The sequence below is a fragment of the Flavobacterium sp. KACC 22761 genome (assembly GCF_034058155.1).
In the GTDB taxonomy this organism is placed as follows: domain Bacteria; phylum Bacteroidota; class Bacteroidia; order Flavobacteriales; family Flavobacteriaceae; genus Flavobacterium.
Genome location: NZ_CP139148.1, coordinates 3,704,292 through 3,720,774 on the forward strand (window position 1 = coordinate 3,704,292; position 16,483 = coordinate 3,720,774).

The following is a 16,483-nucleotide window of genomic DNA, read 5'->3' on the forward strand; positions in this document are numbered from 1 at the left end:
CAAAGCAATAAGTATTTCTACGGTATTTCATAAAACAAAATCCCAATCCTAGTATACTCCATGATACCACCAAAAAAACAACCCTATTTCCAATCTAACTTTGTCCCATTAATTTAAAAACATAAAATAATGGACAATTTAAAAGATAAAGTAGCCGTAATCACAGGCGGAAACAGCGGTATAGGTTACGCAACAGCAAAACAATTAAAAGAGCAAGGCGCTCAGGTTATTATTACCGGAAGACGAAAAGAAGCCATTGAAAAAGCAGCACAGGAATTAGGCGTTACGGCATTTACGGCAGATCAATCGAGTGTTTCGGATATTGAGAATCTGGTTGCTACAGTAAAAGAAGATTTCGGTGCGGTGGATATTCTTTTTATCAATGCCGGAATTGCGGGTTTGGGAACAATTGAGCAAACTTCGGAGGAATTGTTTGACAGTATTATGAGTGTCAATCTGCGAGGCGCTTATTTTACGCTGAGTAAATTTATCCCAATTTTAAAAGACGGTGCTTCGGTAGTGTTTCTTTCTTCGAATACTGCAAGTATGCCGGGACCGGGATCTTCGGTTTATTCGGCCAGCAAAACGGCTCTGAATTCGGTTATGAAATCGGCGGCGTTGGAATTAGCGCCACGAAAAATCAGAGTGAATTCCGTTAGTCCGGGACCCACAGAAACGGAAGTAATGAAAAAAGTCGGTTTAGATGAAACCACCGTAAAAGGTATTATGGATGTTGTAGTCGAAAAAGTGCCATTGAAACAAATGGGAAAATCGGAAGATGTAGCAAAAATGGTTTCGTATTTAAGCAGCGACGCCGCAAAATTCATCACAGGAGCTGATTTTATTATGGATGGGGGAATGGTGTTAGCTTAATTATTAATTGTGAATTATTAATTATAAATTAAAGTTCAACCGCAAAGCACGCTAAGGTTTACGCAAAGATCGCAAAGTTATGAACACATAGCTTTGCGATCTTTGCGCTTTTACTAAGTCTAGCTTTAAATATCTTAGCGTGCTTTGCGGTTAAATCACCAGCATTCAAAAACGTATAATTCAAAATTCCTAACTCCAAGGCTGTCCATTTCACCTTGAAGTTTGTCCGTTTGGGCTATTTTATGATTTCTAAGGAAGCATTGTCGTCCTACTTTTGACTCAGAAATTAACTGATAACAAATAATTTGAATTTAGTCTAAAGTCTTAAAGTCTAAAGTTATAAAGTCAATTTCAAAATATAAAAATAAACAGAAGTAGAAGACTTTAAGACTTTCGACATTCGACTTTAAAATTTATAAAATTATGGAAACTAAAAAACAAAAAACCTGGGTTATTATCGCGATTATCATTTTAGGCATCATCGCCTTTTTGGTCCCAAACCAAATCGCGGCCCAAACCGGAATAAAACGCACTGATTTACAAAAACACGATTTAAGTATTCCGGGCAGAGAAACCGTTCAAGCGAAAATCGATTTTGAAGGACATTCGGCTTTTGGGAAACACTTTCATCCCGGCGAAGAGATTATTTATGTACTCGAAGGTTCATTAGAATATGAAGTTGAAGGCCAAGCGCCGGTTACCTTAAAAGCTGGAGAAGTTCTTTTTATTCCCGCTGGAGTGGTTCACTCGGCAAAAAATAATACAGATACAAAAGCCTCAGAACTGGCGACATATATAGTCGAAAAAGGAAAACCTGTCTTGACTTTGAAGAAATAGTTTGTGGTTTCAAGTTTCAGGTTTCAAGTTTCGAGTTGAAATGTGAATAGTTTAACCGCAAAGCACGCAAGGATCTTTGACTCATCTGACTTTATAAAGCCGCAAAGGACGCAAAGCTGTATGAAAAAAAACTTTGCGAACCTTGCGTAAGCCTTAGCGCCCTTTGCGGTTAAACCAATTTATAATTAACAATTTATAATTAACAATTTATAATTCACAATTATTAATTGTCCATTTCACCCTAAACTTTGTCCACTTCACCTTTTTTCTGCTTTTAAAACGAGGATTGTCAAAATACCTTTGACGAAGAAATTAACTGATAATCAACTAATCAAAAAATAAAAATTATGAAAACGCTATTAAAAATTACAAACAACATTTTTGCAAAATCAATCTTAATTGTCATTCTTTTTATGAATGTGAATGTAACGAACGCTCAAGCTCCAAAAGCAACAATTGAAACAAACCCTTCACTCGGAACTTTAAAACAAATCAACGCCGGATTATTAAACGTAGGATATATGGAAGCAGGTCCGTCAAACGGAACTCCGGTTATTTTGCTTCACGGTTGGCCTTATGACATTCACAGCTACAACGAAGTTGTTCCGATTTTGGTTGCAAAAGGATATCACGTTTTTACGCCTTATTTAAGAGGTTTCGGCACCACAACCTTTCTTTCAAAAGAAACGTTCAGAAATGGACAGCAAGCGGCCTTAGCGAGTGATATTATCGCTTTTATGGATGCGCTTAAAATCGATAAAGCTGTAATTGGCGGTTTTGATTGGGGAGCAAGAACAGCGGTTGTGGTTTCGGCACTTTGGCCAGAGCGTGTAAAAGGTTTGGTTTCTGTAAGCGGTTATTTGGTAGTGAATTTAGAAGCAAATTTAAAACCGCTTCCGCCAACAGCTGAATTGGGTTGGTGGTACCAATATTATTTCGCAACCGAAAGAGGAAAACAAGGTTACACACAAAACACCTACGATTTCAATAAATTAATCTGGAAAATCGCTTCTCCACTATGGAATTTCGACAAAGCAACTTACGATCAAACTGCACAATCTTTTGACAATCCAGATCATGTAGCAATCGTGATTCACAATTACAGATGGAGACAATCTTTAGAAGCTGGGGAATCAAAATACGATAATCTTGAAAAACGTTTGGCAAAAAGACCAGAAATCAAAGTTCCAACAATCACAATTGGAAGCGATTTTGACGGCGCTTTCGCGGATGGAAAAGCATATGCCAACAAATTCACAGGAAAATACGAACACAGAATTTTAAAAGGAATCGGACATAATGTGCCACAAGAAGATCCAAAAGCGTTTGCGCAAGCGATAATTGACGTTTCAAAATAATGGTGAATTATAAATTGTGAATTGTTAATTAATTTTTCACAACTCACTTTTACATTTCACAAAAAAAATACACGCAAAGCATATAAAAATTTACAATTAACAACTCACAATTAACAATTAAAAAAATGGAAACAAAAGTTTTATACACAGGAAAAACACACACAACAGGTGGTAGAGAAGGAGCTTCTCAAAGTTCAGACGAACAATTGAATATCAAATTAAGTTCACCGGGATCCTCACGTCCGGGGACAAATCCAGAGCAATTGTTTGCTGCAGGCTGGTCGGCTTGTTTTATTGGGGCTTTGGGAATCGCAGCGTCAAAGCAAGGAATTAAGCTTCCGGCAGATACTGCGGTAGATGCTGAGGTTGATTTATGTGTCACAGAAGGCGAATATTCTTTGCAGGCACGCCTTAACATTAGTCTTCCGGGAATTGATCGTGAAACGGCAGAAGCTTTGGCAGCACAGGCACATCAAACTTGTCCTTATTCTAAAGCGACAAGAGGAAACATTAATGTCGAACTTAATATTTTGTAACTTAGAGCAAACCCGACAGGTTTTTAAAACCTGTCGGGTTTAAATTAAAGGCTTTTAAAATAGAAAAATATACCTACAAGGTTTTAAAAACCTTGCAGGAAATAAATAGAAATGATGAAAAAGATAAGAATAATTAGTGCTTTTGCAATATTGTTGCTTTTAGCAGGAAACGCTGTTTTCGGCCAAAGCAATAAAGACAAAAAAGGTTTTGCCTTTTTAGAATTATACACTTCTGAAGGCTGTTCAAGCTGTCCTCCGGCAGATGAATTGATGGGAAAAATTCAGAATCAATACAAAGACAGCAATGTTTTTGTTTTATCGTATCACGTTGATTATTGGGACAAACAAGGCTGGAAAGATATATTTAGCAGTGCGGCAAATACCAAACGACAATACGATTACGCTAAATTCTTGGAAAAAGAGCCCATTTATACGCCACAATTGATTATCAACGGAAAAATAGATTATATAGGTTCTCAGGAAACGGCGGTTCAAAACGGAATTCGTTCTGCGCTTTTAAAACCTGCAGTTGCCGAAATAACTTTGGAAGCAAGTCAGCAAGAAAACAAACTGAATTTAAATTATAACATCAATAAAATTTCAAAAAACAATCGTTTGTATGTTGCCGTGGTTCAAAAATCGGCTAAAAGCAATGTGAAAAGAGGGGAGAATGCCAATCGTGTTTTGTCGCATTTTCAAATTGTTCGCAGCTTGAATGGTTTTGCATTGACAGGAAATCCAAAAGGGAATGTTTCGGTTTCTTTGCCAAAAGGTTTTAACACGAAAGATTTTGAAGTTATCGGTTTTGTTCAAGACATGAATTCCGGAATTATTTTGGGGGCAAACCGAGCCGTTTTTGCACAAAATTTACTGTAAAAAAAGAATCAGATTTTCAATATTTTTAAAATGAAATCTGAATGCCTTGAAACTGTCATTTTGAGAAAAATTTAGGGCAAAAAAAGCGCTGTTTTTGGTTCTGACACAATGACAGTAATGTGTTTTTGTTTGTTGTTAAATAATTGAAATCCAGTTATTTTTGATGTGTTATGTAAATATAAAAATTAATCCTTAAATATCGAAAAAACAAAGTGGTTTCTTGACGACAATTTTACTTTATTATAGTCAAAACCCCTTTAATTTATTGCTATCTTTGGCAAAGTATAGCCAACTTGAAATCTGAAACATAATCCCGAAGCTTCGGGAGAAACAAATAAAAAATATGGAAAAAGTAAAACGCTTTCAGGTTTCTCGGCGTGTCATTTGGGGAAGTTCAATAGCACTTGCAATTCTTGCTTCTATTCCCAAATTATTTGATGCGGCCACAACGCCTGGCGACTTGGTAATCAATTCTTCGATTACACTTCTGTTTTCGCTTTTTATCTGGTACTACAATATTTACAGCCTGCCAAAATTCTCTGCACAGCGCACGAATAAAAGCTTGTTTAACTGGAAGTTGCTTCTTAGTGTTATCTTAGGGATTTTATTGATGGTGGTACTGGTGATTGCACATCAGGAACTTTTTCAAGTTTCGAAAATGGATGCGCCGATTATGTTTGAGCTTCGTGGTGTTTTAATCAACTTGATTGTCTATATGTTTTTGCATCTGCTTTTTCAGAATTATCAAACGCAACAAATAGGAGTAGAATTAGAACGAAGCAAAGCCTTAAATCTTGGCGCACAGTACGAACTTTTGAAACAACAAGTCAATCCGCACTTTTTATTCAACAGTTTGAATACGCTAAAATCAATGGTTGATATTCAGGATCCGCAGAGTTCTGATTTTATTTTGAAACTATCTGATTTTTATCGTTTTACATTAGACAGCCGAAAGCTTGACTTGATATCCTTAAAAGAGGAAATTCAGATTCTCGATTCGTATGTTTATTTGCTGAAAGCACGTTTTGAAGATGGATTTGAAGTAATAAATGAGATTGATCAAAAACAATACGATTGTGCTATTCCGCCTTTTTCATTGCAGCTGTTGATTGAAAATTGCATCAAGCATAACGTAGTTTCTTTGGATAAACCATTGCGAATTAAATTATATACCGAAAATGATTTTCTGGTAATTGAAAATCCAATTCAGCTAAAACGTGGTGTTTTGTCAACGGGAGTTGGTTTGGATAATATTAATCAGCGTTTTATGCATTTGGCTCACAAGGAAATCGAAATTGACAAAAACGACACTATTTTTAAAGTTAAAATACCGCTTATTTATGAATATCGTAATAATTGAAGATGAAGTAAAAACGGCCAAAGCGCTAGGTCAGCTTATTTTGAGTATTAGGCCTGATGCTCAGGTTTTATCGTACATTCAGAGTATTGATGGCGCGGTGAGCTATCTTATGGAAAACGATCAGCCCGATCTTATTTTTATGGATATTCAGCTGGCTGACGGACTTTGTTTTGAAATTTTCAAAAACGTTGAGGTTTTGTCTCCGGTCATTTTCTGTACGGCTTTTGATGATTATGCGATTGAAGCATTTAAATCAAACGGAATCGATTATGTGTTGAAGCCTTTTTCAAGAGACAGCATTTCGCAAGCGATTAAAAAAGCGGGCGAATTGAAGAATTTCTTCCAAAGAAATAAAAAAATGATGCCCGATTTTGATTATCTCTTGACCAGAACCGGCGAAAACACAGGCAAAAAAAGCTTTTTAGTCTTTAAAAACAATAAATACCAAACGATTCAAACTGAGAATATTGCATTTTTCTTCATCAAAAATGAAACGCCAACGATTATGACTTTTGATAAAAATGAATATCAAATAACGCAATCTTTAGATGAGGTGCACAAGTTGTTGTCGCCAATTCAGTTCTTCCGAATGAACAGACAATATTTGGTCAATTTTTCGGCGATAAGAGAAGCGGAACATTATTTTTCGCGAAAGCTGATTATTAAACTTACCATTCCAACTGAGGAAAAATTATTAGTAGGAAAAGAGAAAGCGACGGCTTTTTTGAGTTGGCTGGAAAACAGGTGATAATGGTTGATTGTTGATTGTTGATTGTTGATGTTGTGTTCACATGTCACCCTGAGCGAAGTCGAAGGGCGCAAAGTTGGGCTTCGACTCCGCTCAGCCTGACAACGTGAACTTGAAGCTATAAACTTTAAACTTTTAATTTGGCAATATCACATGTTACCCTGAGCGATCCCGAGGCTTCGGGAGAAGGGCGCTCCAATTGGAACGTGGGCTTCGACTCCGCTCAGCCTGACAAATGTAAATTTGAAGCTTTAAATCTAAAATAAAAACTTGAAATATATGTTTTGTTTTATTCAAGTTTTTATTTATATAAAATACTCTAAAACAAACTAAAACTGTTATTTACATTTATTTCTTTTAAGAATATTTCATCATGCGAAACAACAATCAAAGTACCTTGATATTCATTCAAAGCAGCAGTCAGAATTTCGATATTTTGCAAATCCAAATTGTTTGTCGGTTCATCTAAAATGATTAAATCTGGAGCCTGATTTGTGATTGTCAATCCGCAGAGCATTAAACGCATTCTTTCGCCTCCACTTAAAAACTGGCAAGGTTTGTCCCAATCTGATTTGCCGAAAAGAAAACGATTCAATCGCATTTTAATATCATGTTCTTCTAAACCTGAAGCATTGCTTTGTTGCGCCTGTTCATAAACCGTTAGTGCGTTATTGATTAAGGAATAATCTTGGTCAATGTAAACGCTGTGACAATCTGCAATTTTAAGAGTTCCTGATTTTGGTTGCAATTCTCTTAAAATTAGCTTAATCAGCGTGGTCTTGCCAGATCCGTTATTTCCTTTTAGCGCCATTCTTTCGCCTGAAAGAATCTGAAAATTCAAATCGGTTTTCCAAATATTTTCTTCGTTATAACTATAATTCAACGATGTTGCATCAACCATTATTTTTCCTTTATGCAAACGCGAATTATCAAGCCCGAATTTCATTTTGTCCAAACTCGAAACGTTTTCACGTAGTTCGCGCAATTCTTGTGAAATACCGCCTATTTTCTCTTCATGAACGCTTTTAGTTTTCGAAGTGCTGTTTTCGGCTTTATTCTTTAGCGTATTCATCATAATGCGGGCAACTCCGGCTTTTTCTTGTTTCTTTTTGCCTTTTGCATCTGATTTTTGTTGTCTTTCGATTGTTTCTCGCTGTTTTTCTTTGGCTTTTTGAAGTGCTTTTTCTTTCGAATGAATATCAAGTGCTAAAGCATTCTTTTCGATATTTTTTTGTTCCAAATAAAAATCATAATTCCCACCGTAGGTTTTAATTCCGTTTGATTTTAACTCACAGGTTGTATCAAGCAAATTCAGCAGTTTTCTGTCGTGACTTACAATTAGCATCGTTGTTGTTGAATTTTTTATGAATTGATACAGCAAATTTCTGCCTTCAACGTCAAGATGATTGCTGGGTTCGTCCAATAAAATAAGTTTTGGCTGATGAATCATAATTCCCGCAAGAAATACTTTTGTTTTCTGGCCTCCGCTTAAAAATTGCATTTTCTGGTTCAAATCCAAATTATTCAAATGCCAATATTTTAACGCTTCATTGCAACGATCTTCAATGGTCCAGTCGTCGTTTAGCAGATTCAAATTGGTTTCGCTGACATTTCCTTCAAGAATTTCGCGGAAAGCGGTCAGTTTTTGACCAATTTGTAAGGCTTCGGCAATCGTTAAATGATTGTATTGGCCGAAGATTTGCGGAATATAATAAGGTTCAGTATCAATTTCGATTGTTCCGCTTGACGGAAATAATTCTTTTGCAATAATTTTAAGCAAAGTTGATTTTCCAGCACCGTTATGTCCTGTTAAGGCGATTTTATTGCCTGTATTTACTGTTAAACTGATTGCGTCGAACAGCAATTCTGTATTAGAATGTGTATATGAAATGTTTTGCAGAATGATCATAATCTCTTTCTTAAGCATTAATAAATCAGCAAAAACCAAGTCTGGCTTGCTGTCTCTATATCTGAAAGAAATTATTTATTCACATGTACGGAAGTGGTTTATTTGAAAGTGCAAAGATAATAAATGTTTTAAAAACTCATAACAAAACAAAAAGCGTCAGAGAAGTTCTTAGACGCTTTTTGTATTTTGTGACCTTAAAAAGCTTTAAAATTAGCCTACAATCGCATTTTTAGAATAATTAGCTGCATATAATTCTCTAAACATGGCGTAAGTTACACTCACCATGGCAAAAGCAATAATAGCATCGATTGTCGAAGGAAATTCCAATACCGCTAATTTTGAAAAGAAAGCAAAAGTGATGTCAAAGAAAATTCCGGCAAAGACCCATTCTTTCAATCGTAATAATTTATTTGGAATTAATAATGTGATTACTCCAGCGACTTTAAACACACCAAGAATGTAAATAAAATGTGCTGGATAGCCCAATTGTTGTGTGATTCCCCAAACAATTGGATTTGAAGTTAATTCAAAAAATCCGCTGGCGCCAAACCATAAAGAAGTTAAAATGATTCCTGTCCAATAAATAATTTTTGTTGTTTTTGTGTTCATGATTTTAATTTTTAAGTTGTTAAACAGGACAAAATTGCGTCAGAACCAAGAGAAAACATATCGGTTTTTGGGCGAAACGGACAAAATGATTTCTGAAATAGACAATCCTAAAGTTGATCTGATTTCATAACTTTACAGAAGACTTTAAAACTGAAATTTATAATGGAAGCCAAAGCCATTTTGCAACAACATATTACCAAAACTGCTGTATTGACAGATGATGAGTTTGATTATTTCTATTCGCATTTCAAACCTTTGTCTTTTAAAAAAGGCCAAACCATTATCAGTTCAGGCGATAAAGTAAACTGCGAATATTTTGTGATTTCAGGTTGTTTGAAGTCTTTTTTCATTAATGATGAAATCAAAATGTACATTCTTCAATTTGCAATGCCAACTTGGTGGGCATCAGATTATAGTGCGCTATACAATCAAACCGAAGCAACCATCAATGTAGATTGCATAACTGATGCCGAAGTGCTTTGCCTTTCAAACGAAGACCGAGAAAAGCTTTGCAAAGAGTTTCATCAAATCGAGCATTTCTTCCGCTGGCGAACGAACAAAGGATATATTGCTTCTCAAAAAAGACTTTTATCATTTATGAACAATAATGTCAAAGTGCGTTATGAAGAGCTTTTGGCGTTATATCCGCAATTGTATAATCTTGTTCCTAAACATTTGATTGCGGCTTATTTAGGAGTTTCCAGAGAAACATTGAGCAGGCTTTATAATTCGTAATTCTTTTTGAGATTTTGCGGATTAAACGGATTTATTAAAATTCCAAATCAAACATAGCCTGTGGTTTAAACCACAGGGATTTAGATTAGGTCAATGTATTGTGTTTCATAGCTTGCGTTCCAACGGTTGAAACCGTTGGCTATGTTTAATTAACTATCGACATAAAAACTTAGCACCTTAGAATCTTAGTCCCTTAGAACCTCAAAAAAAAAGAATGTGATGTAGGTCACGTAACCCATTTCCATAGTCGTCGTTCCTTTGTACTGTAATTTTAAATACACTTAAATACAATCACAATGGAAACAACAAATTATAAAATCGTAAGCTCAAACAGCAACGTAGAATGGACTGGAAGAAAAGTAACTGGTGCACATAATGGTACAATTGGTATCAAAGAAGGTAGTTTCATCTTACAAGATGGAAAAGTAAAAGGCGGGAAAGTTGTAATTGATACAACTTCTATTAAAATTCTGGACGTAACAGATCCGGCAACAAACACACAATTTGGAGGTCACCTTGCCTCAGATGATTTTTTCTCAATCGAAAAATTTCCAACAGCAACTTTTGATGTTCTTTCTGTAAAAGAGCTATCAGACACCACTTTTTATCTTGAAGGCAATCTTACCATAAAAGATATTACACACGTTGCAGGTTTTGAAGCAACGTTAGAAAACAATCGAAATGCAATTGCCCTTACAGGAAAAATGATTATTGATCGTACCAAATATGATATCAAATTCCGCTCAGGAAATTTCTTTGTCGATTTAGGCGATACATTAATTTACAATGACTTTGATCTTGATTTTAATATCACTGCCGAAGCCATTTTTTCAGAACAATCTAAAAACTAAAGCCATGCCTTACGTAAAATTAGAATTGACTCGCGAAGGTGTAACTCGTGAGCAAAAACAACAATTAATAAGCGGAATAACCAATTTGATTACCGAGGTTTTAAACAAAGATCCGCATTTGACTCATATTGTAATTCAGGAAGTTGAGTTAGACGATTGGGGATACGCAGGAGAACAAGTATCAGTATTAAGAGAAAAAGGCATAACAGCCGATAAAAAATAAATATCATGAAAAAACAAACAATAATCGTTACCGGAGCAGCTTCTGGTATTGGAAAAGGAATCGCCAAATATTTTTTGGACAGAGGTGATAATGTTGTGATCAATTCAGTAACACCAGCGTCATTAGAAAGTGCTTTTAATGAATTTGGTGGAGGCGATAATTTGGCAATGTATGCTGGAGACATCAGCAACAAACAAACAGGAGAACAATTAGTAAAAATTGCAATCGAAAAATTCGGTTCAGCAGATGTTTTGGTCAATAATGCCGGAATCTTTGAGAGCAAACCTTTTTTAGAAGTGGACGAAGCATATTTAGATAAATTTTTGACAACCAACTTAAAGGGAACTTATTTTACGACTCAGGCTGTGATTCCTCAAATGCTAGAACAAAAAGGTGGAGTTGTAATCAATATTGGAACACCGCTAGTAAATCACGGTTTGGGCGGATGGCCGGCTTCAGCACCAATCACAAGCAAAGGAGCAATTCATGCGCTTACGATTCAATTGGCGGCCGAATTTGGAAAACAAAATATTCGTGTAAATACTGTCGCTCCCGGAGTAATCAGAACGCCAATGCATGGAGATAATGCTGATGCAACCGCTGGTTTGCATTTGCTAAGTCGAGTTGGAGAAATTGATGATGTTGCCGAAATGGTCTACACGGTTGCCAAAAGCAATTTCATTACCGGTTCAATTATCAATGTTGATGGAGGAAAAGGAGCAGGGCACAACATAAATTAAAATGAAAACTATTTTATTAACTGCTTTTATGCTCTGGACTTTTCAGGGCATAAAAGCTCAAAATACGATTAAAATGGAAAATCAAGCCGAAATTGCGGCGATAACAGATGCAGTTGAAAACTATTATTTTAAAGGAATTTACGAAGGAGATGTCATGCTTTTAGGAAGTATTTTTTATCCGGGAAGTTTTGTTTTTGGGGATGTAAAAGGCCAGCCTTATTTTAAAACAGTGGATCTTTATTTGGATGGCGTAAAAAACAGACAAAGCCCAAAAGATTCAGGAAAATCATTTAAAGGTGAAATCTTGAATATAAAAGTCGTAAATTCAATCGCTGTTGCAGAACTAAATGTGAAAATGTACGATTTTAATTATCGTGATTTTTTGTCTTTCCATAAAATCAACGGAAAATGGCTTATTGTTAACAAAATGTTGACCGATTTAAGCGAATAATTTTAAATTTTAAAGTGATGTGGTACAATACAAAAGCATCAGAAATATTAGGAATTCAATATCCAATTTTGCAAGGAGCTTTTGGAGGAAATCTTTCAACGCCTGAACTCACAGCAACAGTTTCAAATGCAGGAGGATTAGGCGGTTATGGAGCATATACTTTGAATCCGCAGGAAATTTATGAAGCAGACAAAGAGATAAAAGCCTTAACGGACAAACCTTATAATTTGAATCTTTGGGTTTCTGATTCCGATATGGATCCAAATGGAATCACAGATGAACAATACAATAAGGCAAAAGAATTGTTCAAACCCTATTTTGACGAAGCTGGAATTCCTTTGCCAGAAAAACCAGCGCCATTTCAATCCCGATTTGAAAATCAGTTGCAAGTAGTTTTGGATATTCGTCCCAAGGTTTTCAGTTTTATGTTTGGAACACTTTCTCCAGATATTTTGGAACAATGTAAAAAACTAGGAATTGTGACCGTTGGCGCCGCAACTACTTTAGACGAAGCTGTTTTTTTAGAAAATTCAGGAGTTGATATGATTATTGCCTCAGGATTTGAAGCAGGTGGGCACCGGCCTTCTTTTTTGGCTTCCGCCGAATCTTCTGTAACCGGAACTTTTGTTTTGTTGCAATTAATTAGAGAAAAAGTGAAAGTTCCCGTTATTGCAGCTGGCGGAATAGCAAACGGAAAAGGAATTGCCGCGGCGTTGGCTTTAGGGGCGAGTGCGGCTCAAATTGGAACCGCATTTTTAGCTACCGAAGAATCAAACGCATTGCCAATTCACAGAGAAATGCTTTTTTCAGAAGCATCAAAATATACGACTTTATCACGTGCTTTTACTGGAAGGCTAGGGCGTGGCATCACGAGCCGAATCGCAAAAGAGATCATGGGAAAAGAAGCAGCTGTTCTTCCATTTCCTTTACAGACTACTTTTATGTCCCATTTAAGAAAAGCGGCTTTAGAACAGCAAAAATTGGATATGATACTTTTTTGGGGCGGACAAATTTCGCCAATTCTAAAACATAGAAGGGCAGGAGAATTGATGCATTCTTTGGTTGAAGAAACAACGGCATATTTTGCGGAATTGAAAAAATAGTAGTTTAATAAAGCTATTTCTTAGGATAAACGGAACTCATTTCAATACTGAAATGAGTTTTTTTATGAGAATTTCTAAATTTTAATCTTAAAAATTAAATACGAAATTGCTTTTAAAATGTTGTTTTTAAGGTGATTATTGCAGTGTTTAGAAAAAAAATCAAAAAAAGCAATTTTAAACTTGACTAATTCGGTAGAATTAATATATATTTGTAATGCAGAATATTTCTGTAATGATACTTATCCAGAAAGACTGAGGGAGAGGCCCAATGAAGTCTTAGCAACCTGTTGCCAAACAAGGTGCTAATTCCTTCCCGCTTGGCGGGACAGATAAGAAAGATTTCTAAAAAAAATCTGAATGAGATCATCAGTATTTAAAATTTATTAAAAAAAATGAAAACAATTCTATTACACGCCGATTCTGATCGTTTCAATTTGTTCTTCCAAGAAAATAATATTGAAGTTTTCCGAATGCGAAGATCTTAGATTTTCATTTCTCTTTTAAAACAAGGTTTGCCAAGTCTTGCGAGATTGGCACAGGAATTCTTTTGCTCAATTTAAAATCACAATTTAAAAATCATCATAAAATTTAATTACTAAAAATCAAAAACAAATGAAAAAAATACTATTAGGTTTTGCTTTATTTTTTGGAGCCATCCAAATTCAGGCGCAAGAAAGCAATTTGCAGTTAAAAGGAACTGTTGTCGATACGGTTGCGCAATATGTTTATCTGCAAAAGTTTCACAACAAGATGTTTACCACAATCGATTCGGTAAAAGTGAAAGACGGAAATTTCAGTTTCAAAACAAAAGTAAAAACGCCGGAATTATATGGTTTGAGCGTAAACACTGGAGAGTCGCCGTTGTATGTTTTTCTTGAAAAGGGACCAATTACAGTTAAATTAAGTCCGAAAAAGTACTATACGAATTCAGTTGTAGAAGGTTCTGCAACACAAGATTTGTTTGAAACGTATAAAAAGTCAAAAGATGTAGAAATCAGCAAATTCATTACAGAAAACCCAAAATCGATTGTTGCAGCTTATGTTTTGTATAGAAACTGGTCGTATCGATTGTCTCCGGAACAAATCACACAAAATATTGCACTGTTGGATAAAAGCCTTCAAAATACCACTTACGTGAAAGAACTGAAAGATTTGGCGGTTGTATTAGACGGATTAGCAGTTGGAAAAAAAGCACCAGATTTTACAGAGAAAGATACGGAAGGAAAGCCAGTTCGTTTTTCAGAAAACCTGAAAGGTTACACTTTAGTAGATTTTTGGGCTTCTTGGTGTGGGCCTTGCCGAAGAGAAAATCCAAATATTGTAGCGGCTTACAAAGAATTTCACGATAAGGGATTTAATATCATCGCTATTTCTTTGGATAAAAAGAAAGAAAACTGGATCAAAGGAATTCAGGATGATAAGTTGACATGGACACATCTTTCGGATTTGCTTTTTTGGAACAGTGCAGTTGCAAAATTATACGGAGTAAGAGCAATTCCAGCCAATTATTTAGTGGATTCTAAAGGAATAATTGTCGCAAAAAACCTTCATGGAGAAGAGTTGCAATCTACTTTAAAATCGCTTTTAGATAAAAAAGTCAGCACTAATTAATCAACTAATAATCCAATTTGTTAATTTAAAAATGATAGGGAAATGAATGCTATTGAGCCAACAACAAAACCAACAGAATCGGAGTGTTACTTTTCTAAATTTAGAGAAAACACATTAGGAATTGAACATACTTTCGAATCGGTTTATGGAGAACAAAATTTGATTTATGCAGATTGGGTTGCCAGCGGAAGATTATACGTCCCGATTGAAGATATTATGCTCAATAAAGTTGGCCCAATGATTGCCAATACGCATTCGTTTTCTAGCCAAACCGGAAAAGCCTCGACTTATGCATACCAGCAAGCTCGAGACATTATTAAAAAATCGGTTAATGCAAATCAGTCTGATGTTTTAGTGGCTACAGGAACCGGAATGACGGCAGCTTTGTCAAAATTGCAGCGCATTATTGGTTTGAGAAAAAATCATCACAAAGGAAATAATGACAAACCTGTAGTTTTTATTACGCACATGGAACATCATTCGAATCAGGTTTCTTGGTATGAAACCAATGCTGATGTCGTAATTTTGCCTCCAGATGAAAATAACTTAGTCGATCCCGCTATTCTTTCTTCAGAATTAAAAAAATATGCTAACAGAAGTGTAAAAATCGGTTCGTTTACGGCATGTTCGAATGTTACTGGAATTATTACGCCTTATCATGAATTAGCCAAAATCATGCATCAAAACGGTGGATTGTGCTTTGTAGATTTTGCCGCTTCGGCGCCTTACGTCAAAATCGATATGCATCCACAAGATCCAGAACAGCAATTAGATGCCATTTTCTTTTCGCCACATAAATTTTTGGGCGGACCGGGAACTTGCGGTGTTTTGGTTTTTAATGAAAAACTATATCAATCTGATTTTCCTGATAATCCAGGCGGAGGAAACGTAAAGTGGACAAATCCGTTGGGTAAATATTCATACAGCGATATAATTGAGGTAAGAGAAGATGGAGGAACTCCGGGATTTTTGCAAGTGATTCGAACTGCTTTGGCTTTGGAACTAAAAGAAAAAATGGGAGTTGAAAACATTGCAGAAAGGGAGAAAGAACTACTAGAGTTTTGTTTTTTTAAACTTCAAAAAATACAAGGATTGTCAATTTTGGGAGATTTAAAAAGCAAGCGAATAGGTTGTGTTTCATTTGTGATCGAAGATATTCACTATAATCTGATTGTAAGACTTTTAAATGATCGTTTTGGAATTCAGGTTCGTGGCGGTTGGTCATGCGCGAGCACTTATGCGCACTATCTTTTTAATATCGACGAAAAGCGATCAAAGGCCATTACAACTGAGTTGCTTCAGAAAAACCAGACGAATAAACCAGGCTGGGTTCGTTTGTCGCTTCATCCAATAATGACAAATGAAGAGCTTTCCTTTATTTGTAATGCAATTCAGCAAGTGGCTTCAAATTATAAAAAATGGCAAAAAGATTATGAGTATAATCCTGTGACAAATGAGTTTGAAAATCCTAGAATTCAAGATACAATTGCAAGAGAAGTTAAGGAATGGTTTGATTTGGAATAGATTTTTTGAAATGGATTAATAAAATAATCTATTATTTTGATAGGGTAATGAAAGTTTTTGTCGTTTTTGTACTGAAATTGAAAATAACTCTTTAAATTTGCAACCACAATGAGAAAAAACGACCAGAATATGAAGAATT

General features: G+C 35.6%; 17 protein-coding genes and 1 riboswitch. Of the genes, 15 read left to right on the forward strand and 2 right to left on the reverse strand.

Features of this window, described 5'->3' with window-relative positions:
• Positions 1-129: 129 nt before the first annotated feature.
• From SCB73_RS16105 to SCB73_RS16135, 7 genes are all read left to right on the forward strand, one after another.
• Positions 130-873 (forward strand): SDR family NAD(P)-dependent oxidoreductase, encoded by a 744-nt coding sequence (locus SCB73_RS16105; RefSeq protein ID WP_320567225.1) that lies wholly within the window; start codon positions 130-132, stop codon positions 871-873.
• A 423-nt stretch (positions 874-1,296) separates the two neighbouring features.
• Positions 1,297-1,710, forward strand: coding sequence for a cupin domain-containing protein (locus SCB73_RS16110; RefSeq protein WP_320567226.1), 414 nt, complete (start codon positions 1,297-1,299; stop codon positions 1,708-1,710).
• 347 nt (positions 1,711-2,057) lie between these two features.
• Entirely contained in the window at positions 2,058-3,068 is a 1,011-nt protein-coding gene (locus tag SCB73_RS16115; protein WP_320567227.1) for an alpha/beta fold hydrolase, read from the forward strand.
• Between the two features lie 125 nt (positions 3,069-3,193).
• On the forward strand, positions 3,194-3,604 hold the full coding sequence (locus SCB73_RS16120; protein ID WP_320567228.1) for an organic hydroperoxide resistance protein: 411 nt from the start codon (positions 3,194-3,196) through the stop codon (positions 3,602-3,604).
• A 114-nt stretch (positions 3,605-3,718) separates the two neighbouring features.
• Positions 3,719-4,480, forward strand: coding sequence for a DUF1223 domain-containing protein (locus SCB73_RS16125; RefSeq protein WP_320567229.1), 762 nt, complete (start codon positions 3,719-3,721; stop codon positions 4,478-4,480).
• 343 nt (positions 4,481-4,823) lie between these two features.
• Positions 4,824-5,840 (forward strand): sensor histidine kinase, encoded by a 1,017-nt coding sequence (locus SCB73_RS16130; protein ID WP_320567230.1) that lies wholly within the window; start codon positions 4,824-4,826, stop codon positions 5,838-5,840.
• Positions 5,821-6,588, forward strand: coding sequence for a LytR/AlgR family response regulator transcription factor (locus SCB73_RS16135; RefSeq protein WP_320567231.1), 768 nt, complete (start codon positions 5,821-5,823; stop codon positions 6,586-6,588). The genes SCB73_RS16130 and SCB73_RS16135 overlap by 20 nt, the downstream gene beginning before the upstream one ends.
• A 319-nt stretch (positions 6,589-6,907) precedes the next feature.
• On the opposite strand, the gene SCB73_RS16140 is transcribed toward SCB73_RS16135, so the two are convergent.
• Both SCB73_RS16140 and SCB73_RS16145 read right to left on the reverse strand, forming a co-directional pair.
• Complete coding sequence (locus tag SCB73_RS16140; protein ID WP_320567232.1) at positions 6,908-8,497, reverse strand: ABC-F family ATP-binding cassette domain-containing protein; 1,590 nt, start codon at positions 8,495-8,497, stop codon at positions 6,908-6,910.
• A 210-nt stretch (positions 8,498-8,707) separates the two neighbouring features.
• Positions 8,708-9,106 (reverse strand): DoxX family protein, encoded by a 399-nt coding sequence (locus tag SCB73_RS16145; protein ID WP_320567233.1) that lies wholly within the window; start codon positions 9,104-9,106, stop codon positions 8,708-8,710.
• A 162-nt stretch (positions 9,107-9,268) separates the two neighbouring features.
• Between SCB73_RS16145 and SCB73_RS16150 the strand changes: the two genes are divergently transcribed.
• The 8 genes from SCB73_RS16150 to SCB73_RS16185 all read left to right on the forward strand — a co-directional run bounded on the left by SCB73_RS16150 (position 9,269) and on the right by SCB73_RS16185 (position 16,344).
• A complete protein-coding gene (locus SCB73_RS16150; protein WP_320567234.1) occupies positions 9,269-9,841 on the forward strand; it encodes a Crp/Fnr family transcriptional regulator in 573 nt (190 codons plus the stop codon).
• 296 nt (positions 9,842-10,137) lie between these two features.
• Positions 10,138-10,692, forward strand: a complete 555-nt coding sequence (locus tag SCB73_RS16155; protein WP_320567235.1) for a YceI family protein — start codon at positions 10,138-10,140, stop codon at positions 10,690-10,692.
• 4 nt (positions 10,693-10,696) lie between these two features.
• Positions 10,697-10,915 (forward strand): tautomerase family protein, encoded by a 219-nt coding sequence (locus SCB73_RS16160; protein WP_133524145.1) that lies wholly within the window; start codon positions 10,697-10,699, stop codon positions 10,913-10,915.
• A gap of 5 nt (positions 10,916-10,920) precedes the next feature.
• Entirely contained in the window at positions 10,921-11,655 is a 735-nt protein-coding gene (locus tag SCB73_RS16165; protein WP_320567236.1) for an SDR family NAD(P)-dependent oxidoreductase, read from the forward strand.
• Between the two features lies 1 nt (position 11,656).
• Positions 11,657-12,106: a nuclear transport factor 2 family protein gene (locus tag SCB73_RS16170; RefSeq protein WP_320567237.1), complete on the forward strand. Its 450-nt coding sequence runs from the start codon at positions 11,657-11,659 to the stop codon at positions 12,104-12,106.
• A gap of 17 nt (positions 12,107-12,123) precedes the next feature.
• The gene (locus SCB73_RS16175) at positions 12,124-13,209 is read left to right on the forward strand and encodes an NAD(P)H-dependent flavin oxidoreductase (RefSeq protein WP_320567238.1); all 1,086 of its coding nucleotides are present in this window, start codon (positions 12,124-12,126) and stop codon (positions 13,207-13,209) included.
• Between the two features lie 236 nt (positions 13,210-13,445).
• A riboswitch (SAM riboswitch) is annotated at positions 13,446-13,545 on the forward strand.
• A 276-nt stretch (positions 13,546-13,821) separates the two neighbouring features.
• The gene (locus tag SCB73_RS16180) at positions 13,822-14,820 is read left to right on the forward strand and encodes a TlpA disulfide reductase family protein (protein WP_320567239.1); all 999 of its coding nucleotides are present in this window, start codon (positions 13,822-13,824) and stop codon (positions 14,818-14,820) included.
• A 42-nt stretch (positions 14,821-14,862) separates the two neighbouring features.
• The gene (locus SCB73_RS16185) at positions 14,863-16,344 is read left to right on the forward strand and encodes an aminotransferase class V-fold PLP-dependent enzyme (protein WP_320567240.1); all 1,482 of its coding nucleotides are present in this window, start codon (positions 14,863-14,865) and stop codon (positions 16,342-16,344) included.
• Positions 16,345-16,483 lie beyond the last annotated feature (139 nt).